This window comes from Alkalibacterium sp. 20 (assembly GCF_001885615.1).
GTDB lineage: Bacteria > Bacillota > Bacilli > Lactobacillales > Carnobacteriaceae_A > Alkalibacterium.
The window spans coordinates 1-20,668 of the sequence record NZ_LSRN01000089.1 but is presented as its reverse complement, the minus strand read 5'-3'; the positions used below and the strand labels follow the sequence as shown (position 1 = coordinate 20,668).

The following is a 20,668-nucleotide window of genomic DNA, read 5'->3' as shown; positions in this document are numbered from 1 at the left end:
CTCCCTTTTGTAGATTATGAAGCTGCCCTATTGCTTCACGTTTCTATTACTCATTTTCATGTAACTGATCGAGAGCCGGTCATTCGACCGCACTCACGTTTAGGCTACATTTTCACTCTTGCTCTTGTTGCTGTTCTAGTTCGGCACGTGCGGTTTCTTCTTCAGCTTTTTTCTTAGCTTCTTCTGCGCGTTTTTCATCTTGTTCTTTTTTCATTTTTTCTAAAGAGTCAATGTTTCCAAAATCATCATCTTCATCAGAATCTTCTAAATTGATTGCTTCTTTATTAATGTCCAAGACTTTCAGGTCCAATCCTAATGATTGAAGCTCTTTGACAAGAACACGGAAGGATTCTGGAACGCCCGGTTTAGGAATAGTTTCACCTTTGACAATGGCTTCGTATGTTTTCACACGACCAACAACGTCATCGGATTTATACGTCAGGATTTCTTGCAAGGTGTAAGCTGCTCCATATGCTTCAAGAGCCCAAACTTCCATCTCACCAAAACGTTGTCCACCAAATTGCGCTTTACCACCAAGTGGTTGTTGCGTAACGAGTGAGTACGGTCCAGTAGAACGTGCATGCAGTTTATCGTCGACCATGTGCGCCAACTTGATATAGTACATGACACCAACAGATATTCTGTTGTCAAACGGTTCGCCTGTACGGCCATCGATCAGCACTGTCTTGGCATCTTCATCCATGCCCGCTTCTTTAATGATATCCCAGACTTCTTCATCTGATGCACCATCAAATACTGGCGTAGCAATGTGAATACCTAATTTACGTGCGGCCATACCCATATGAAGTTCAAGAACTTGTCCGATATTCATACGTGAAGGCACGCCAAGTGGGTTCAACATAATGTCAACAGGTGTGCCATCTGGCATGAACGGCATATCTTCTTCAGGTAAAATCAAGGATACAACACCTTTATTACCGTGACGTCCAGCAAGTTTATCCCCAACGTTGATTTTACGTTTTTGAACGATGAATACACGGACGAGATAATTCACGCCTGGAGACAATTCATCTCCGGATTCACGTGTAAAGATTTTCACATCATGAACAATACCCCCGCTACCGTGTGAAACACGAAGAGACGTATCTCTCACTTCACGTGCTTTTTCACCGAAAATAGCATGCAGCAGTTTTTCTTCTGCAGATAGTTCTGATACGCCTTTAGGTGTTACTTTACCAACCAGAATATCACCGTCGTGTACTTCTGCCCCGATACGGATGATGCCGCGATCGTCTAAGTTCTTAAGCGCATCGTCACCCACGTTAGGCAGTTCACGAGTGATTTCTTCGGGTCCTAATTTTGTATCTCTCGCTTCTGATTCATGTTCTTCTATATGGATCGAAGTATACACGTCATCTTTGACTAAACGTTCACTCATGATTATCGCATCTTCAAAGTTGTACCCATCGAATGTTGTAAAGGCAATCAGCGGGTTACGTCCAATAGCCATTTCGCCATTTTCCATAGAAGGACCATCTGCTAAGATATCCCCTTTATCAACAACATCGCCATGGCGTGCTAAAGCACGTTGATTGTATGAAGTTCCAGCATTTGATCGTTTAAATTTAGCTAATTGATATTTATCTAAAGTACCGTCTTCACGTCTGACACGGATTGTTCTTGCATCCACATATTCTACTTTACCTGAATTTTTAGCAATCACTGCCGCACCAGAATCTCGTGCCGCCGTAAATTCAATCCCTGTTCCTACGAGTGGTCCTTCTGGTTGGATCAAAGGAACCGCTTGACGCTGCATGTTTGCACCCATTAACGCACGGTTGGAGTCATCGTTTTCCAAGAACGGAATACTTGCCGTCGCTACAGAAACAACCTGTTTAGGTGATACATCCATGTAATCCACTTTGGATACTTCTAATTCTTCATTGTTATCTTTTGTTCGTGCTAATACTAGATCATTAACAAATGACCCGTCTTCATTTAAAGGTGCATTCGCTTGGGCTACCACATATAAGTCCTCTACATCTGCAGTTAAATAATCAATTTTATCAGTCACTCGACCGGTCTTTTTATCTACTTTACGGTAAGGTGTTTCGATAAAACCAAATTCATTTATTTTTGCATAAGTTGATAAACTGTTGATCAATCCGATATTTGGTCCCTCAGGCGTTTCGATCGGACACATACGGCCATAGTGGGAATAGTGAACATCTCGCACTTCATAACCCGCACGGTCACGTGTTAACCCGCCGGGTCCCAAAGCAGATAGACGTCGTTTGTGGGTCAATTCACCTAGTGGGTTCGTTTGATCCATAAACTGAGACAATTGAGACGAACCAAAGAACTCTTTGATCGACGCAACGACTGGACGAATGTTTACTAATTGTTGTGGTGTCGTCGTTGACGTGTCTTGAATAGACATACGCTCACGTACCACACGTTCCATACGAGATAGACCGATACGGAACTGGTTTTGTAATAACTCTCCAACCGAACGGATACGTCTGTTTCCTAAGTGGTCGATGTCATCTACTTCGCCAATACCTTCTTGTAAATTGAAGAAGTAGTTCATTGACGCAATCATATCGGCCGGGATAATATATTTCATTTCTCTATCCGGATAAGCATTTCCGATGACGTGGATCACACGTATATTATCACTAGGGGAATAGACTTTGAACATTTGAATTTCGATCGGTTCTGGCACAACCCCATCATCTGAAGGATGAAGTGTGACATGATTCAACCCGTTGTCGATACGTGGACCTAATTCGTTCATGAGTTCACGCGTAACGACGGTTCCTTCTTTAGCCAGCAATTCGCCTGTTTCATGATCTACAATTGCTTCTGCTAAAGTAAGCCCCATCAAACGAATTTTCAAGTCCATTTTTTTGTTCATTTTATAACGACCGACACGCGCTAGGTCATAACGTTTAGGATCGAAGAAACGCGTGGTTAGTAAACTACGTGAAGAATCCGCTGTTTTGGGTTCTCCTGGACGCAGACGTTCATACAAATCTTTCAAAGACTCTTCTACGCGAGAGTCAGAACTGTTTTTATGAATATCTTTTTCCAGCGTTGCGGATAAACTTTCGTTTTCTCCAAAGATATCCAAGATTTCGTCATCTGATCCGAAACCTAGTGCACGAACAAGTACACTTAGCGGGATCTTACGGGTACGGTCAATACGGACATTGGATAAACCTTTAGAGTCCGTTTCATACTCTAGCCAAGCGCCTCGGTTAGGTATGACGGTTGAACCGAACCCTTCCATTCCATTCTTTTCAACTTTCGGATGAAAGTATACGCCTGGTGAACGAACAAGTTGCGAAACGATAACACGTTCAGAACCGTTGATAATAAACGTTCCTTCTTCAGTCATCAATGGGAAGTCGCCAAAGAACACTTCCTGCTCTTTCACTTCTCCTGTATCTTTGACCATTAAACGTAACTTGACATATAAAGGTGCCGAATAATTTGCATCGTGTTGTCTTGCTTCGTCTGTAGTATATTTTGGTTCCTGGAATTTATAGTCCGTAAAATCTAATGCTAGATTTCCAGAAAAGTCTTCAACAGGAGAGATATCTTTAAACATATCCTTAAGTCCCTCTTTTAGGAACCAGTTATATGAATTAGTTTGAATTTCAATTAAGTTTGGAAGTTCTAATACTTCACTTATTCGTGAATAACTTCTACGTGTACGGTGCTTGCCGTATTTCACATTTTGGCCTGCCAACCTCTTCACCCCTCATTATTAATCACTAGTCGCCATAATCAAAAGCTACTTGGTCTGAATCGAAATATTTTCAATAAAAACATTACAATCTTGTTACAAATGTTACCATTCGTTTAAAAATTAGGGTTTCAACCTATTTTAGACCAAAAAAAATACAAAAGATTAGTGAAAGATACAGTCGCAATCATCACACATTCTTTTGTTTAGCTTCAAAAATCGCGTACGGACAATATTTCGCACGTGTCTCATTTTCATACTTTGTTAAGCGTCTATTAATCTTATATTAAAGCAACTAGAATGTCAAGACCAAATCCACTATCAATGTGGATACAAAAAAGAATAACCATTGCTTTTAAAGGCAATGGTTATTCTTTCCACCAAACTCTTTATTTAATTGACTGTAAAACCCAATAGCCTTTATCCAGACCAATACGTTCCACATTGCCAAACACATCGATCATTCTCTGTTTGGCACTCGGTGCGCCTTGTTTCTTTTGAATAACAATAATCAGCACACCTTTATCGGCCAGGTGGTTATGCGCCTCTGTGATGATTTGGTGCACAACTTCTTTTCCTGCTCGTATAGGCGGATTAGAGATGACAGCACCAAATGCCGGCTCTTTCACTTCTTCATATATGAATGAACGGTAGATATTGACGTTTTTGATCTGATTTAATTCCGCGCTCTTCCTGGCAAGATCGAGTGCCCGCTCATTGACATCGACCATATCGACAGTCAGGTTTGGATACGCTTTAGCTAGAGACAAGCCTACTGGTCCATACCCGCATCCCATATCCAGCAATTTATCGTTAAGAAAAACTGCTGCATCAATCGCTTCTATCAATACCTGTGAGCCAAAATCGACACGATCCTTGGAAAATACACCTGAATCTGTATATAATTTTAATGTGTTACCTTTTAAATTCACTTCAAAATTCTTTTCATTCCCTTTTGCGCTCGGCTGAGAAGTGTAATAATGATCCGTCATTGTATAAAGCCTCTTTCCATTATAACTTTTCTCTTACAGTATACTATGCTATAGGCCTTATCACAACGGATGTTCATTTGATTTCTACTACACGCTCGAGACTTAAGCCTCTTCCGTTTCTTGTTTCGGTAACAACTGATTGAGGATGATGCCTATAATAGCACTGAGAGCCGTTCCTGACAAGGTCATAAAGCCTGCGATGTCAAACACTGCGCCGCCCAAACCGATCACCAGCATCGAACTTGCAATAACCAGATTTCTTGACTGATTGAAGTCTACTTTATCTTCGATCATGACTTTGAGTCCATTACTTGCGATGACTCCATATAACAGGATAGACATCCCGCCAAGTACCGCAGCTGGTATGGTTGAAATCAATGCCGTAAACTTACCCATAAAACTTAGAGTAATGGCAATAAAGGCCGCGTTTCTTATGACTGACACAGACGCTATGCGCGTCATACCGATGACGCCAGTATTTTCTCCGTAAGTTGTATTGGCCGGTCCGCCGAAAAAGGCTGACACGGCTGTTGCTGCGCCGTCACCGATCAACGTGCGTTTCAAACCGGGTTCTTTTAAAAACTCTCGGTCACAAATCTTTCCTAAAACCGTGTGATCACCAATGTGTTCAGCCACAGTGACTAACACGATAGGCAGGATCGCCCAGGATTCCGGTCCGAAGTAAAACGAATAATTATTGAAGGTGTTGGTTTCAAATGGGAGATACAATTCCGGTAAAGCGAACCACCGTGCTTCTGCTACTACGGAAAAATCGACGATACCCAGAAGTATCGACAAAATGTATCCACCGACTATGCCCATTAAGAAAGGAATGATTTTCATGAATCCTTTGGCGGAAGTATTAATAAATGCTGTGATCAAAAAAGTCGAAACGGCGACTAGGATCGTGCGCCAGTCGGAATCCATAACGAAGCCAGCACTTTGTACAGCATTGCTGGCTAAGCCTAACCCGATCACCATGATCATTGGTCCAATGACGATCGGAGGCAAAATGGTATCCACCCAAGCTGTTCCGGCGAACTTTACGATTCCTGCGATAACAATATAAAGCAATCCGGCCATGATGACGCCCGTCTGCGCGGCGCTGATGTCCCCGCCCATTTGTTCTATCGCTATTTGCATCGCTGCAATGTAGGCAAATGAAGAACCGAGATATACAGGCACTTTCGCTTTCGTTGCTATCTGGTAAATGATCGTGCCGACCCCGCTCGCTAAAAGTGCAACGGAAACGGGCATGTTGAGCAGTACAGGGACGAGTATTGTTGCCCCAAACATTGCGAATACATGCTGTAGACTTAAAAACAACCCGGTAAAGAGAGTCGGTTTATCCTCCACGTCTAATATTAACGGTCGTTGTATAACTGCCATACCTTATCATCCTTCTTCCCTATTTTTGGGCATAAAAAAATGCCCTTTTCATTGTGCAAAAGGACCTTTAGGTAAGATGGATGCTAATTCCGCATTAAGAATAACTGTCTTCACGCATTTTACACGTGCAGCATACTCCTAAAAATTTTAGCTTATAAAATTTTTCCATCCTTTTCTATCTCTCTGAATAGAATTAAAGGAATTTTGCTTTCTTCTAGTTTACCAAGTGTCTATCCTTAATGCAAGACTAATTTCGCTTCCCTTTTATTGTTTTCTTGAATAGGCTTTACTTTAATGAGAATGTGCTAGTATACTAAATGTAATATATCACTAGGAAGAGGTCTGCTTGACATGAATACCCCCTCAAAGAATTTGAAGCACTGGCTGGTTTTAGCTGTAAGCTGCATGATGTTCGCAAGTGCCATCGGGTTGACAATGAACGTGATTGGCGTCTTTTACACACCCGTTTCTGAAGATTTAAATATTTACCGAGGAACCTTTGCCATGCACGCCACGTTGTCATCCATTTCTCTGGCCGTTATCTCCTTATTTTTCGCCCCACTGATTTATCGCTTTGGCTGGAAGAAAATATTAACCACTGGTGTTGCCCTCGCTTCTTTATCTACCATCGCTATGGCTTTCACTAATCAGATATGGGTCTTTTACCTCCTTGGTACGCTTCGAGGCCTTGGTGCTGGCCTTTATTCCATGGTTCCCTTATCTCTCATTATAAATAACTGGTTTGAAAAGAAAAGGGGATTGGCAATGAGCCTCTCTTTTAGTTTCAGTGGTATCGCGGGCGCTGTCTTCTCCCCCATATTCACTACATTGATCAGTTCATCTGGCTGGGAGAATGCCTTCATCGCTATGGGACTGCTCATGATAGTGTTGGCCTTACCCGCTATACTTTTTCCCTACTCTCTGGATCCCAAAGACGAAGGACTTCTTCCCTATGGTCATGACGATTCAAAGGATACTGCGGAACGGTTGATCAGAAAACCGAACTGGCTCAATTTTTCTTACACTAATATAGCCTTTATTCTTATTTTTGTGATTGCATTTACTCACACGTCAATAGCAGGGATTGCACAGCACTTACCCGGTTTTGCGGAATCAAACTTTCTGTCTGAACAAATTGGTGGTGTGCTGTTATCTGCTGTCATGATCGGAAATATCACCTTTAAACTTATCTTCGGTTCATTGAGCGATTATTTAGGAGTCATCAGATCCAGCGTCCTCACGCTGATTCTTAATGCAGCAAGCATCGTCATGCTTCTGACACTGACCAATATCTATCTTCTGATATTCGCAGCCTTTCTATTTGGTACCGTCTTTACGATTCCTTCAGTCGCTTTACCGCTGTTAACGACAGAATTTTTCGGAAAAGAGTTATACGTCAGAATTTACCCCATCCTTTCGTTTTCAGCGGGGATAGGCGCCGCTTTATCCATGACTCTGGTTGGCTATGCGTACGACTTTACAGGTTCATATGCCCTGGCCTTTACTGTTGCTCTTGTCTTCCATATGGTAAACATCCCTTTACTTTTCGTGGCACAAAGACACGCTTTAAAACGAGCTTAACAACTTTAAATTGCTGATCAGCTGATACCCAAGTATAATAATCGTCGCAAACACAAAAGGTCATTCTCCGATAACAGGAGAATGACCTTTTCGTTTGGGATCAAAATTCAAGGCTACACCAAATTGTTCCGCTATAGCGTCCACTTCATAAGTTTTTTCCCGTAACCTATGCTCTGTTTTTTAATAAAGTTGAGATAAAATAATCAATTAACTTTTGCAAGGTATTTATTCACCTCTTTGACAAATCCAGAGTCACAGGCGATTCTTAATTCGTCTCCAGCTAGAAACACCGTATCTCTATGGGGAATAAATTCATGATGATGACGTTTGATTCTGAGCACTTTGGAATTATAGGGCAGCGTCAGGTTACTTAACTGAGCCCCATCTAAATAACTATCCGGTTCTATGAAGATATCAATGTTTGCTAGTTTACCTTCGAAGACAGTAGGAATGCGTGAAGTCTTATTTTCTAACGTCACTTCATCTAATGGCTCTAGACCGATGATATCTGCCACAATATAGGCAGTTAAGCAGAACACCGCAATAGGCATCATTTGAGAGATCGATTCGGTAATTTCGGTAATTAATATAATAGCCGTCAAAGGCGCTTTAGAAATCGAAGTAAAAAAACCGCCCATAGCATAAATGATAAAGCTTCTAAGATAGAAATCATCCAGACCGGTAACGTCCAAGACCATGTTTCCAAATATCGCTCCAAGTATCGCTCCCATTGATAGCATCGGTATTAGAACCCCAGCAGGAATACCGGATCCAAAAGCTATGTTAAATGTTAGAAATCTGAACAGAAGAATAGCCAGTAATACGGTTGTCGCTGTTCTTCCCGAAGCCAAAGTCGTGATGATGCCCGTACCTCCGCCTAACATATCCCCCCAAAACAATCCGGTTGGAATAACAATGAGGAAGGGTATGAACCCATACAAATATTTAGGAATGGGTAACTTGGCATATATTCTCGGCATCTGAAAAAGAGCTTTCTGGACCCAGCCGGCAAGCGCGAGACTCGTACCCAAAGCTACCAGATAAAAATAATGCTCCAACGGAAACACATTCATTCGCCCTAACGATAATGCTGGTTCAACTCCAAAAATATGAAACGACAAATAATTGGCAGTGACTGAAGCTGAGAAAACCGACAGAATCAGAATCGTTGAAAATCGGTGGTGGACTTCTTCTAATATGATAACTAACCCTGATAACGGGGCGTTAAACGCCGCAGATAAACCCGCTGCCGCACCCCCGGATATCAATATGTTCTCCTGGGATTTATTGCCTTTAAGCATTTTATTTATCCCTTGCCCAACCATTCCTCCGATTTGAATGGAGGGTCCCTCTCTTCCGACTGGGAGACCCATGCCAAGAACCAACGTGCTCGCAATAAATTTTCTCCATAAAATCGAAAACCAGTCGAGTTTAAGGGTCCCCTGCAGTTGCCCTTTTAATTCTGACACACCATTTCCTTGTATATCAGGTTCATCTCTCCCAATCAAGATAACGATAAATGCAATTATCAAAACGAGAATAACCCAAACTATGATCCAATTTGGATTGTCACGTAAAAAGGAATAGATATATGGCATCAAATCTAGAATTCGATAAACGGCCCATCGGAAAGCACTCACGACTATTCCGGCAACGGCTCCTACAAGGATACCTTTCAGAACATAAGAGATTTTGGACCAATCTATAAATTTAAAATGAGACAGCAAAATTTTTTTTAATCATAGCGCTGCTCCTTACTGTTATTTTTCATATCATTTGATTTGCTACGTGGATTCATTGTTTAATATACTTTATCAGAAAAATCATTCATAGTATGTATTATTGATTTTGTAAATCCCTAACGCTCTGACATTAAGAGGAAAATGCTTACTGTTTATATTTGAGAAATTTGCTGCAAGAGGATTCCTGACCATTTTTATGAAACTTAGTATAACATAATATCCATTTGATAATACGATATCCGAGAAGAAAATATGCGCCATCTAAAACATTGCCATTTATGATCCTTCTCAGCCAAATTAGCGGGCTGTTCATAACCCGGACCGAGCAATTCATGAGACTAAACTCTACTACTTACATAAAAAGCTTACGAAATCAGCATATCGCTCTTCGGGACCGTTCTCGCTATTCTCACAGTACCCTTACTCTTTTCGGCGCAAAGACATTCTTTAAAACGAGAAAAAAAAAGCCGGCAACCTCTGAAATGGAGGTTTACCGGGTTTTTTTCGTTTTTCCCATTCTTTAATCGCTTCATAATCACCTGATTTATACACCCGTATGGAATTCTTTTCCATCACCGGAAAAGAAGTAAGATTTGTGATGGTAACGCATGGACATGATCAATCCTATCCCCATCATATTTCCTAAGAGCGATGATCCCCCTTGAGAAACAAAGGGCAACGGTATGCCTGTCATTGGCAGCAGGCCAATATTCATTCCTATATTTTCAAAAACGTGAAACATGATCATCATGATGACCCCTGTGGCTACGTAAGCATAAAATTCGTTTTTGGTGTCATAAATCACTTTAACCATGTGATAGATCAACACGAAATACACAAATATCAGAAATGCTCCGCCTGTAAAACCGAAATTTTCCCCGATCGTTGCAAAGATCATATCAGACTCTCTAACGGGCACATAGACTTCGCTTACTCCAAATCCTTTACCAAATACACCGCCCGATCCAATAGCTTTAAACGTTTGAACGATTTGATAGGACGTGCTATTTGCCCCCTGATGAGGATTTAACCACGTATCTATTCGAGCAAATTGATAGGGTTTAAATAATCCAGTGTTTAACAAAATTTCCCTGTTATAGACAACGAGTATAATAAGCGTTGCTCCTACCGTTGCGATTACTAAGAAAATAGGAAGCAATATTTGCCATTTCACTCCTGACAACAGGACTATACCCACTGCAATCGAAATATAGACGAGTGCCGTTCCCAAATCATTTTGCATGAAAACGAGTACTATGGGCAGTAAAGAAAGGAAAGCTATTTTTCCAAGCAATAAGAAATCAGTATGATAATCTCTTTGATCAAATATACTGTTATGCTTAGTCACCGTTTTAGCCAACATAAGTATATACGGAATTTTGACGAATTCGGAGGGCTGTATTGTTCCTATCGGCCCTAAACGCACCCATCGTTTTCCTCCCGTACTTAGCGCCATGTTTCGATCATAAAAAAGTAGTGTGAGCAGTAATATAACGATACCTACAATATATAAATAAGTTGTCATTTTCCATAATTGTTCTGAGTTGAATTGCATTATGATCGAAATTGCCAAGACACCTAACCCATACCAAACGATTTGTCTGAGAGTCATGCCTATTCCATGACCTTGAATAAGTACTGTCGTAGAATATAATGAAAGGATACTTATAATAGCTAAAAGCATGATAGATAAAATCACGCCGTAATCAATTCGCTGAGGATATTTATCGTTATTCATTATTCCCCCCTTTCCAATCAGCTCGATTCTTATTGATAGTCTTGCCAAGTCCACATTTTAACAAACGCTAAAGCTGAATCATACCTTCTCTCATAATTATTACCAAATTTTAATAATCTTCTTCATAGATTTGTTTATTATGTAACATCCATCTCTCAGTAAATAAACCGAAAATACTAACTTTTTTGTTGGTTAATCAAACTGGAAATCCTTAACTTAACATTTCATACAGCTAGGTACTCTCGCACTAGTTCCGTCTGGTCATCTTAAACAGATTCATCAGGCAATCAGCCTCTCACTCGGCAAGTTTTTTTATTAAACAACGGCAATTATCGTACTATTGGTACAACTCGTCTAATTTTTTTCCTGGGTGTGCCGAACTAAGTCCTTCTTACCATCACTCGCTGAGGTTTTCCGCTGAGTTTGCCGAAGTAAGACCTTCTTAGCATCACCCACTGAGGTTTTCCACTGAGCTTGCCGAACTAAGGCCTTCTTAGCATCACTCACTGAGGTTTTCCGCTGAGTTTGCCGAAGTAAAACCTATTTGCCTAACTCACTGGTCTTTTTTCCTGGGTATGTTTAATCAACCAATTTCGACAAACCAATAAGCATTAAATAGATAATCAACGCTTTGAAGAATGAATAATCGACGAAAAAAGACCAGGACATAATATCCTGGTCTTTTTTCGTCGATTGATACTTGTTTATGTGGCTGACTGACTATTTCTTGCTTTAGAGATGACAGCATCGATGACGACGACTACACCAAGCAAAATGGAGACCGACTTTCTGTCATGAATGATGATCTCATACGAGTCTCCCCAAGACATCCACTTTTTATTGATGTCCGCGATGACTTTATCGCCTTCTTTGATGACATAGTCATGAGCCATCACCGAACCCTCAATATACCAGTCCGGTCCTGAGATCGTGTAGTTATTATTGAAGAGGGCAAATCTTTTCTTGACCGTGGCGACTTTCTGTCCATCCTGATACAAATCAAACTCCGGCAATAAATGCCATAACTTTTGTTCAATATAAAGTTGTTCCTCATTCTGCTGATTAAATAACCTCAATTTCTTCGCAAAGGTAAGCATTTCTCCCTCGACATAATACACATCTCGTTCCACGTCATCTTTGATCGTGAAACGATCTTTGAATGACCAGACTTTTTGCTTGATATATAAACGCATACAATCCCTCCTAGAGTTGAGATTCTGCTCGTTGATAGTTGACCCGAGCTGAGACATTGGCAACTAACCCCAATGAAACAGATAGCACCATCAGACTGGATCCTCCGTAACTGATGAACGGAAAAGTCACGCCAGTGATAGGCATCAAACCAACGACACCCATAAGATTAATGAGCGATTGAATTAGAAACATGGATGCGATACCGATACTCAATAATGAGTTGAACGCACTCTTAGACCGAATGCCAGTCAAGAACATCCGAGAGACCATCAAAGCGAAAACTGAAAAAAGAACGGAAATACCGAGCAATCCAAATTCTTCTCCGATGATGGACACGATAAAGTCGGTGTAAGGGAACGGTAAATAACCGGTCTTTTGGATGCTGTCGCCAAAGCCTACACCAAGTAAGCCACCACGACTTAAGGCATAGTAAGAATTAACGAGCTGAAGGCCTGCACCTTCAGCTAGCTGAAATGGATCCCAATACCCTAAGAAGCGATTGTATCGATACTCGTCAAGAAAGAAAAGATCTGTTCCGAAATTTCTTATGAGTTGAGTCATACCAAAAAGGCTTCCCACTCCGAACAAGCCGAAACCCATTCCTAGTTTAGGTGACACCCCACTAGCAAAAATCATAACAGCACTAATGATCACAATAATAAAAGCAGATCCCGTGTCTGGCTGAATGTATATGAACAACACGATTAATGCTACCAGGAAAACAGGTGCAACAACTGCTCGATAAAAATTCTCAGCAATTTTCTTTTGTTTTTTAGATAAGATGTAAGCTAGATACCAGATAACCATAAATTTAGTGAATTCAGCCGGCTGAATATTAAACAGCGGTGTTTCGATCCACCTTTTCGCTCCATATATCTCTCTGCCGAATAGCAGAAGAAAAAATAACGACACCGCAGTGAGTAGGATCCCAAATATAACGACCTTCTTCTGTTTCAATATCTGTAAAGGTAAAAACAGCGAGACAACAAAAAAGAAATATGACATGCCTACAAAGACAGCTTGTCTAGGTAAATAATGATGTGGATTGCCATAATCATTTAATGCGCTGTAACTGCTCGCACTATAAACCATAATAACACTGAAAAGCGTCAGAGCAATATAGGGTAACACTAGATATTTATCAACATATTTTATTCTATTCTTTAACAAAAAGCAGCTCCTTTCCTACGCATCTTATGACGTTCCCGGATGAAAGTCTTCTCCTTCGCCCGAGAAGAAGTAAGATTTATGATGGTAACGCATGGACATGATCAAACCGATACCCATCATATTTCCAAGCAGAGATGACCCTCCTTGAGAAACAAACGGTAAAGGAATGCCTGTTATTGGCAGCAAGCCAATATTCATCCCAACGTTTTCCAACACGTGAAAAGCGATCATCATAATGACTCCAGTGGCAATGTACGCATAAAATTCATTTCTCGTGTCATAGACCACTTTGATCATATGATACACGAGGACAAAGTAAATGAAAACAAGAATTGATCCACCTGCGAATCCGAAGTTTTCAGCAATAGTCGTAAAAATCATATCCGATTCTCTAACAGGGACATAAACCTCACTCACACCGAAGCCTTTACCAAATACGCCTCCTGAACCAATAGACTTAAATGCCTGCATCACTTGATAGGTCGCATCGGTTGAGCCCTGATGCGGATTCAACCAAGTATCGATCCGTGCAAACTGATAAGGCTTAAATAAACCAGTCGCGAGTAACATGTCTCGGTTATAGACCGCCAATACAATAAGTGTTAACCCTATCGTAGAAATAATCAGGAAAATGGGTAACAAGATTTGCCATTTAATGCCTGAGAGCAACACGACACCAACAAGGATCGCAATATAAACCAATCCTGTTCCTAAATCATTTTGCATAAAAACCAAAATGAGCGGCAATGAGGAATATAATACCAATTTTCCCATTAAGAGAAAGTCACTGGAATAGTCCCTCGCTTGATAAGTACTGTTGTGTTTAGTCACTGTTTTGGCCAGCATCAGAATAAAAGGGATCTTGACAAATTCCGAAGGTTGAAGAGTGCCCAATGGGCCAATACGAATCCATGATTTTCCACCCGTACTCATTGCCATATTTCGATCATAAAGTATGAGTGTCAAAACCAGGGCGACAATCCCTAAGATATATAAATAATTCGTCATCTTCCATAATTGCTCTGAATCAAACTGCATGATTACAAGTACGGCTATTGTTCCTAAACCGTACCACAAGATTTGACGTAGCGTCATACTTAACGGAGCCCCTTGAATCATCACTGTCGTAGAATATAATGAAACAATACTTATGATAGCCAAGAGCAATACGGATAGAATTATCCCATAATCAATACGGTGAGGATATTTATCATCATTCATTTTTTTCTCCTTCTTTTGTAAACGCAAATCCTGGTAAGTGTCATGAGAAAGCTTATTCAAGGACATATTCTATCAGATATTCCGTATAATTCCCACTTTATAGCAAAATTGACACAAAAGTGTAGAACAAAAAAACCCCTTTGCTATAAAGATACTCCTTACAGCAAAGGGATTCAATATGTTTTAGTTAAATAAAATTATTTAACTTCTACAGATGCGCCAGCTTCTTCTAATTTAGCTTTCATTTCTTCTGCTTCGTCTTTAGAAATACTTTCTTTAATTGCTGCAGGTGCGCCATCTACTAATGATTTAGCTTCTTTCAAGCCTAAGCCAGTAGCTTCACGAACTGCTTTGATAACTTTGATTTTTGCTGAACCTACGCTTGTTAATTCAACAGTAAATTCTGTTTGTTCTTCTTCTACAGTTGCTGCTCCTGCTGCTGCAACTGGTGCTGCTGCTTCAACGCCAAATTCCTCTTCAATTGCACTTACTAAGTCGTTTAATTCTACGACAGTTGACTCTTTCAAGTCAGCAATGATCTTTTCAATATCTAATGCCATTTTTGTTTTCCTCCATTTATAGTTTAAGTTATTTTTTTAACCAGCTATACAAAAGCATAACTGTAAATTAGTCGAATAGACTGCTTTATGCAGCTTCTTCTTCTTTTTTCTCTGCAACAGCTTTGATTGCCAAGGCTGTGTTTCGAATAGGTGCTTGAAGTACAGATAATAGCATAGAAAGTAGTCCGTTTCGGCTTGGTAGTTTAGCAATTTTGTTGATTTGTTCAACACTTGCAACTTTACCTTCCAATACGCCACCTTTAATTTCTAAAGCTTCTGCAGTTTTAGCGAATTCTGCAATAATTTTTGCAGGGGCAACTACTTCTTCGTTACTGAATGCTACAGCTGTGGGTCCTTTAAAGATATCCACTAATTCTGATAACTCAGCTGCTTCTGCAGCACGACGAAGCATAGTATTCTTCAATACACGCATTTCAATTCCTTCTTCACGTAATTGTTTACGTAATTCAGTCACTTGTTCCACTGTTAAACCACGATAGTCAAAAACTATGACAGCTTCAGCGTCTTGAAATTTCTTCGTAATATCATTGACGATCTCTTCTTTTTTTGCAATGACATTTGCTTTACTCATTGATATTTCACCTCCTGATCGATTGAAATGAGGATTTGATTTTACTTACGTTCCGAAAGGAATTTATCGTATAAAAAAACCCCATGTCACCGTAGACATAGAGGGATCATAGTTGATTAACGTAATCACATGTGTCCTCGGTATGATATTAAGGCCTAAGCCGCATACTGTCTTCGGTATTATCCGGTAATAGTAACCCATTACCTTCATTTATAAATACATATTTAATTTATTTCTTTGACCTGCATAAGTATAGCAAGCTATTGTATGCAGGTCAAGAGAAAATAAACTTTTTTTACTTAAGAACTGTACTCTGGTTTACTTTTACGCCAGGACCAAACGTACTTGCTATTGCCATGTTTTTAATGTAAATACCTTTAGAACTTGCAGGTTTAGCTTTTACAATAACGTCATGCAATGCAACTAAGTTTTCTTGTAATTTTTCAAGGTCAAATGATACTTTACCGATTGGTACGTGTACATTTGATTGACGGTCGACACGGTATGTGACTTGACCAGCTTTGATGTCATTAACAGCTTTGGCTACATCTGGTGTAACTGTTCCTGTTTTAGGGTTAGGCATTAAACCTTTGGGTCCTAACACACGACCTAATTTCCCTACTTCAGCCATCATATCTGGAGCTGCTACAACTACGTCAAAGTCTAACCATCCACCTTGAACTTTTTCTACTAGGTCGCTGTCGCCAACGAAATCTGCGCCTGCTTCTTCAGCAGCTTTAGCAGCATCGCCTTTTGCGAAAACAATAACCGTTTGAGTTTTACCTGTTCCGTGTGGCAATACCATTGCGCCACGGATCTGTTGATCTGCTTGTTTAGGATCTACTCCTAATCTGTAAGCCACTTCAATACTAGCATCGAAATTGGAGTAGTCAAGTTCTTTAACTAATTTTAATGCTTCAATTGCATCATATTTATTTTCTCTGTCTACTTTTTCTAAAGCAGCTAAGAATTTTTTGCTTTTTTTCGCCATAATTTTTTCCTCCTTATTGTGGTGTTAACGGTTTGACCTCCCACTTGATCTCCGCACTGAACGTATCGGCTTAACCAATACCTTCTATTCCATTTAAAGTCTTCTTTAAATGATTGGGTGCGGAGCCAGCAAGCAATGAGATTGTCTAATTAACCTTCGACAGTGAATCCCATACTACGTGCTGTACCTTCAACCATGCGCATTGCTGCTTCTACACTAGCTGCGTTTAGGTCTTCCATTTTTGTTTCAGCAATTTCTCTAACTTGATCGCTTGTAACAGATCCCACTTTTTTAGTGTTTGGTTCGCCAGAACCAGACTCAACGCCAGCTGCTTTTTTAAGCAATACTGCTGCAGGTGGAGTTTTAGTGATAAATGTGAATGAACGATCTTCATAAACAGAAATAACTACAGGAATGATCATACCTGCTTGGTCAGCTGTACGAGCGTTAAACTCTTTACAGAATCCCATAATGTTTACTTGAGCTTGTCCTAATGCCGGACCTACTGGGGGTGCTGGATTAGCTTTCCCTGCGGGTATTTGTAATTTCACAATCTTGACTACTTTTTTTGCCACGAGACATACCTCCTTGATTTTGTGTCCGTGAGTGGTTAAATGAGGTTTCAATTTTCCTCTCCCACTATGTTTCTACTCTTTCACACTAATTAAGTGTATAAAGCGCACTGACAAACATTACCATACTTTAATAAATTAAGCAATATCTACTCAATCTATTTTTGAGATTTGATTGTAATCCAGTTCTGCGTTCGTTTCTCTACCAAACATTTCAATCGATGCTTTGATTTTACCTTTTTCAGTTTCGAGCGCAGTCACATTTCCTTCCATGCCAGCGAACGCGCCATCGTTGATCTTGATACGTTCTCCAATCTCAAGGTCCATTTCCACTTTACGCGGATTAATACCCATACTACGGAGAATTTGATCTACCTCTTCAGGTAATAAAGGAGCGGGTTTACTCCCTGCGCCGTGTGATCCTACAAACCCTGTTACTCCAGGCGTATTTCTCACGATATACCAGGCTTCATCTGACATGATCATTTCAACTAATACATAACCAGGAAACACTTTTTCCATTTCCGTTTTAGTTTTACCGTCTTTTTCTTCGGTTTTTTCTTCTTCAGGTATCAACACTTGCAGGATATTATGTTCCATATTCATACTGTGTGCACGAGATTCCAAGTTCTGTTTCACTTTATTCTCATAACCTGAGTATGCTTGTAACACGTACCACGCTTTTGAAGTTTCTAATTCTTCCATTTTCGACTCCCTTTTTTTACTGTTTTTTTGTATTAAAAAAAACCTTCTACGCAATCTGCGATAGAGAAGGTTTTTACCGGTTCTCGTAGTGTAGTATAGCACGAAACCTTAACGAATTCTACTTTTTCCCTTTTGTCATATTAAATTCAATAAAAAAGTAATGACAGAGTCAGCGGCATAAAAGAAAACGCCAAAGAATGCCATGACACCAAATACAGTTATTGTGTTTTTCTTCATGGCTACTTTTGTAGGCCATGTTGTTTCTTTTAATTCGTGTTTTACTTCGCCTAAAAATGTTTTAACTTTATTCATGTGTTACTCCTTCCACGTTCATTTTGCCCGTCTTTATTTTGTTTCTCTGTGCAATGTGTGTTGTTTACAATAACGACAATATTTTTTTATTTCTAAACGCTCTGTACGCGTTTTATCGCCTACTTCTTTGGTGTAGTTTCTTGATCCACATACAGTACAAGCTAGTGCTAATTTTTTCTTCATCGGTTTATCCTCGCTTTTCGCATTACATATTTAAAGTTGAATTTGTGCATTATCTTGTTTACTTTAACATCTAAGTGAAAGACTGTCAAATCAGTCTATTCTACTTTCTCAAAAGATTCATCTGTAATTTCTACTCGGTCAATGACATCATCCGAAGCGTACACTTTTTTATCTTTTGTTACATATATGACGTCTACACCCGGCAGCTCGTTGATATAGGCAAGTCCTTCTTCTACGCCTTTAGAAAAAGCTATATTCGCTATCGCATCTGCATCCATCGCATTGTCCGCAATGATACTGATCCCGGATATATTATTCTCAACAGGAAAACCTGTTGCCGGATTCATCAGGTGATGATAAGATTTTCCGTCTTTTTCGACATTACGTTCGTAGATACCCGATGTTACAATCGCGCTGTCTGCCAAATCGATCATTCCAAGGATCGTTCCACGTTCACCGTAAGGATCTTGAATACCCACGCGCCAAGGTTCATCTTCGCCTCGTGTGCTGTTACCCACGACTACGATATCCCCGCCTAAATCGATGATTGCGGTATTCACACCTTCTTCGGTCAGTACCCGGGCAGCTTCATCCGTAATATATCCTTTGGCAATCGCGCCCAAGTCAAGTTTCATCCCTTTTTCTTGAAGAAAAATCGTCTGGTCTTCTTCGTTCAACTCAACTAAGTTGTAGTCAACGACATCCAAAATCGCATTTAATTCATCCTGGTCAGGGACAGCTGCGTATTCCTGTCCAATGTTCCATAAGCTCGTCACTGCTCCAATGGTCGGGTCGAACTTTCCACCAGATTCTTCCGCATAATAAAGGGCACGTTCCATCACGTGAAAGACTTCTTCAGAAACTTCTACTGGCGCTATACCTGCTTGACGGTTCACTTCTGAAATTTCAGACTCTTCCTTCTGCATCGAAAACCACTCGTCAAGTTCTGTGACACGTTCAAAAGCCAGATCCAGAGCTTCTTCTTTTCCTTCATTATATACTTTGATGCTTGCAACTGTTCCAAGTAAGAATTCAGTACCTTCAATGGGTCTCTCAGCCAGTCCTCTTGGGTCTTGTTCTTCACAGGCCCCTAGAAACAATGCGAAAAGGGGTAGACCAATTAAAGCAAAAGCCATTTTATTGCGCTTTTTCATTATTCATTATCCTTCCCATTCATTTTCTCTGTACATATTACCTCAAAAGTGCTATTCTGTCTATGTTTTCACAAGATTAGATTTGATTTAATAATTTTTTAATGACCGTAGCTACTTGGCTCCATTTGTGGCAAACTATAACTATTACAAGTAAGTGCAGAAAAGAAGGGATTTATATGAACCGTACACAAAAAATGATTTACATTTCACTGCTTTCCGCTCAGGCTGTTATCCTAGGTTTGATTGAACGCAGTATTCCATTTCCTTTTGCCTTTGCACCCGGTGCGAAGCTGGGAATAGCTAATTTAATAATAATCGTCGCCATCTATACGCTGCCTTTTAAAGATAGTTTTACAGTGGTATGGATGCGACTCTTAATGACGACATTGCTCGGGGGTACTCTTTCAACCTTTCTTTACAGTACCGCCGGGGCACTCCTCAGTTACTTCGGGATGCTATTTGTTAAATTCTTTGGAGGGAAACGTGTCAGCATTATCGGCGTGAGTGCCACGGGAGGTATCCTGCATAATCTGGGACAGCTGCTTGTTGCGAGTAGTATCGCACAAACATGGACCGTGCTCCTTTATCTTCCGATCCTGTCTTCGATGGGTATCCTGTCGGGGATAGCGATCGGGATAGCGGCTAACTTCCTGATGGAACACGTCTCGACCATCCAGCGCTTCAGAGACACACATGAGGAAAAAAAAAGACCTAAATCAATGAACAAGCTAAATAAACTGGATCCTATAAAGTAGACGCTTAATAAAGCACCCTACTTTTAGGACCCAGTTTTTTGTTGTTTAAAAATTGAAATACTCCCTCTGATATTGGTAAACTACAGATAACTATTGGGTTTGAAT

The 20,668-nt window shown here is 40.3% G+C and carries 18 protein-coding genes and 1 other annotated feature; of the genes, 2 read left to right on the top strand and 16 right to left on the bottom strand.

What is annotated here, in order from left to right; translation table 11 throughout:
- Positions 1-112 precede the first annotated feature (112 nt).
- The 3 genes from rpoB to AX762_RS11590 all read right to left on the bottom strand — a co-directional run bounded on the left by rpoB (position 113) and on the right by AX762_RS11590 (position 6,093).
- Complete coding sequence (rpoB, locus tag AX762_RS11600) at positions 113-3,724, bottom strand: DNA-directed RNA polymerase subunit beta (protein ID WP_143139367.1); 3,612 nt, start codon at positions 3,722-3,724, stop codon at positions 113-115.
- A 377-nt stretch (positions 3,725-4,101) separates the two neighbouring features.
- Positions 4,102-4,704 carry a class I SAM-dependent methyltransferase gene (locus AX762_RS11595; protein WP_071849265.1) on the bottom strand — a complete coding sequence of 201 codons (603 nt, stop codon included), beginning with the start codon at positions 4,702-4,704 and terminating at the stop codon, positions 4,102-4,104.
- Positions 4,705-4,806: 102 nt separating this feature from the next.
- Positions 4,807-6,093: a uracil-xanthine permease family protein gene (locus tag AX762_RS11590; RefSeq protein ID WP_071849264.1), complete on the bottom strand. Its 1,287-nt coding sequence runs from the start codon at positions 6,091-6,093 to the stop codon at positions 4,807-4,809.
- 351 nt (positions 6,094-6,444) lie between these two features.
- On the opposite strand from AX762_RS11590, the gene AX762_RS11585 reads away from it, so the two are divergent.
- Positions 6,445-7,674: an MFS transporter gene (locus AX762_RS11585; RefSeq protein ID WP_071849263.1), complete on the top strand. Its 1,230-nt coding sequence runs from the start codon at positions 6,445-6,447 to the stop codon at positions 7,672-7,674.
- A 203-nt stretch (positions 7,675-7,877) separates the two neighbouring features.
- On the opposite strand, the gene AX762_RS11580 is transcribed toward AX762_RS11585, so the two are convergent.
- The 13 genes from AX762_RS11580 to AX762_RS11520 all read right to left on the bottom strand — a co-directional run bounded on the left by AX762_RS11580 (position 7,878) and on the right by AX762_RS11520 (position 19,808).
- On the bottom strand, positions 7,878-9,401 hold the full coding sequence (locus AX762_RS11580; protein WP_071849262.1) for a ClC family H(+)/Cl(-) exchange transporter: 1,524 nt from the start codon (positions 9,399-9,401) through the stop codon (positions 7,878-7,880).
- Between the two features lie 559 nt (positions 9,402-9,960).
- A complete protein-coding gene (locus AX762_RS11575) occupies positions 9,961-11,154 on the bottom strand; it encodes an FtsW/RodA/SpoVE family cell cycle protein (RefSeq protein WP_071849261.1) in 1,194 nt (397 codons plus the stop codon).
- Positions 11,155-11,858: 704 nt separating this feature from the next.
- Complete coding sequence (locus AX762_RS11570) at positions 11,859-12,347, bottom strand: LURP-one-related/scramblase family protein (protein WP_071849260.1); 489 nt, start codon at positions 12,345-12,347, stop codon at positions 11,859-11,861.
- Positions 12,348-12,357: 10 nt separating this feature from the next.
- Entirely contained in the window at positions 12,358-13,518 is a 1,161-nt protein-coding gene (locus AX762_RS11565; protein WP_071849259.1) for an FtsW/RodA/SpoVE family cell cycle protein, read from the bottom strand.
- Between the two features lie 24 nt (positions 13,519-13,542).
- On the bottom strand, positions 13,543-14,739 hold the full coding sequence (locus tag AX762_RS11560; protein WP_143139366.1) for an FtsW/RodA/SpoVE family cell cycle protein: 1,197 nt from the start codon (positions 14,737-14,739) through the stop codon (positions 13,543-13,545).
- A gap of 197 nt (positions 14,740-14,936) precedes the next feature.
- Entirely contained in the window at positions 14,937-15,299 is a 363-nt protein-coding gene (rplL, locus tag AX762_RS11555; protein ID WP_071849258.1) for a 50S ribosomal protein L7/L12, read from the bottom strand.
- Between the two features lie 85 nt (positions 15,300-15,384).
- A complete protein-coding gene (gene rplJ / locus AX762_RS11550; protein WP_071849257.1) occupies positions 15,385-15,891 on the bottom strand; it encodes a 50S ribosomal protein L10 in 507 nt (168 codons plus the stop codon).
- Positions 15,892-15,955: 64 nt separating this feature from the next.
- Positions 15,956-16,086, bottom strand: a sequence feature (ribosomal protein L10 leader region).
- A gap of 100 nt (positions 16,087-16,186) precedes the next feature.
- Entirely contained in the window at positions 16,187-16,882 is a 696-nt protein-coding gene (gene rplA / locus AX762_RS11545; protein ID WP_071849256.1) for a 50S ribosomal protein L1, read from the bottom strand.
- 149 nt (positions 16,883-17,031) lie between these two features.
- Positions 17,032-17,457, bottom strand: coding sequence for a 50S ribosomal protein L11 (rplK, locus tag AX762_RS11540; RefSeq protein ID WP_071849255.1), 426 nt, complete (start codon positions 17,455-17,457; stop codon positions 17,032-17,034).
- 150 nt (positions 17,458-17,607) lie between these two features.
- A complete protein-coding gene (gene nusG / locus AX762_RS11535; protein WP_071849254.1) occupies positions 17,608-18,159 on the bottom strand; it encodes a transcription termination/antitermination protein NusG in 552 nt (183 codons plus the stop codon).
- 135 nt (positions 18,160-18,294) lie between these two features.
- Positions 18,295-18,471: a preprotein translocase subunit SecE gene (gene secE, locus AX762_RS11530; RefSeq protein WP_071849253.1), complete on the bottom strand. Its 177-nt coding sequence runs from the start codon at positions 18,469-18,471 to the stop codon at positions 18,295-18,297.
- A gap of 33 nt (positions 18,472-18,504) precedes the next feature.
- Positions 18,505-18,654 (bottom strand): 50S ribosomal protein L33, encoded by a 150-nt coding sequence (gene rpmG, locus AX762_RS11525; RefSeq protein WP_071849252.1) that lies wholly within the window; start codon positions 18,652-18,654, stop codon positions 18,505-18,507.
- 95 nt (positions 18,655-18,749) lie between these two features.
- Positions 18,750-19,808, bottom strand: a complete 1,059-nt coding sequence (locus AX762_RS11520; RefSeq protein ID WP_071849251.1) for an FAD:protein FMN transferase — start codon at positions 19,806-19,808, stop codon at positions 18,750-18,752.
- Positions 19,809-19,984: 176 nt separating this feature from the next.
- On the opposite strand from AX762_RS11520, the gene AX762_RS11515 reads away from it, so the two are divergent.
- Positions 19,985-20,563 (top strand): Gx transporter family protein, encoded by a 579-nt coding sequence (locus AX762_RS11515; RefSeq protein WP_071849250.1) that lies wholly within the window; start codon positions 19,985-19,987, stop codon positions 20,561-20,563.
- Positions 20,564-20,668 lie beyond the last annotated feature (105 nt).

What these genes read in the sequence shown, in the direction of transcription:
- rplJ (WP_071849257.1), bottom strand. Translation starts at nt 15,891, where the DNA reads ATGAGTAAAGCAAATGTCATTGCAAAAAAAGAAGAGATCGTCAATGAT.
- AX762_RS11585 (WP_071849263.1), top strand. Translation starts at nt 6,445, where the DNA reads ATGAATACCCCCTCAAAGAATTTGAAGCACTGGCTGGTTTTAGCTGTA.
- rplA (WP_071849256.1), bottom strand. Translation starts at nt 16,882, where the DNA reads ATGGCGAAAAAAAGCAAAAAATTCTTAGCTGCTTTAGAAAAAGTAGAC.
- AX762_RS11520 (WP_071849251.1), bottom strand. Translation starts at nt 19,808, where the DNA reads ATGAAAAAGCGCAATAAAATGGCTTTTGCTTTAATTGGTCTACCCCTT.
- AX762_RS11570 (WP_071849260.1), bottom strand. Translation starts at nt 12,347, where the DNA reads ATGCGTTTATATATCAAGCAAAAAGTCTGGTCATTCAAAGATCGTTTC.
- AX762_RS11595 (WP_071849265.1), bottom strand. Translation starts at nt 4,704, where the DNA reads ATGACGGATCATTATTACACTTCTCAGCCGAGCGCAAAAGGGAATGAA.
- AX762_RS11515 (WP_071849250.1), top strand. Translation starts at nt 19,985, where the DNA reads ATGAACCGTACACAAAAAATGATTTACATTTCACTGCTTTCCGCTCAG.
- AX762_RS11575 (WP_071849261.1), bottom strand. Translation starts at nt 11,154, where the DNA reads ATGAATAACGATAAATATCCTCAGCGAATTGATTACGGCGTGATTTTA.
- AX762_RS11590 (WP_071849264.1), bottom strand. Translation starts at nt 6,093, where the DNA reads ATGGCAGTTATACAACGACCGTTAATATTAGACGTGGAGGATAAACCG.
- AX762_RS11560 (WP_143139366.1), bottom strand. Translation starts at nt 14,739, where the DNA reads ATGAATGATGATAAATATCCTCACCGTATTGATTATGGGATAATTCTA.
- nusG (WP_071849254.1), bottom strand. Translation starts at nt 18,159, where the DNA reads ATGGAAGAATTAGAAACTTCAAAAGCGTGGTACGTGTTACAAGCATAC.
- secE (WP_071849253.1), bottom strand. Translation starts at nt 18,471, where the DNA reads ATGAATAAAGTTAAAACATTTTTAGGCGAAGTAAAACACGAATTAAAA.
- rpmG (WP_071849252.1), bottom strand. Translation starts at nt 18,654, where the DNA reads ATGAAGAAAAAATTAGCACTAGCTTGTACTGTATGTGGATCAAGAAAC.
- rplL (WP_071849258.1), bottom strand. Translation starts at nt 15,299, where the DNA reads ATGGCATTAGATATTGAAAAGATCATTGCTGACTTGAAAGAGTCAACT.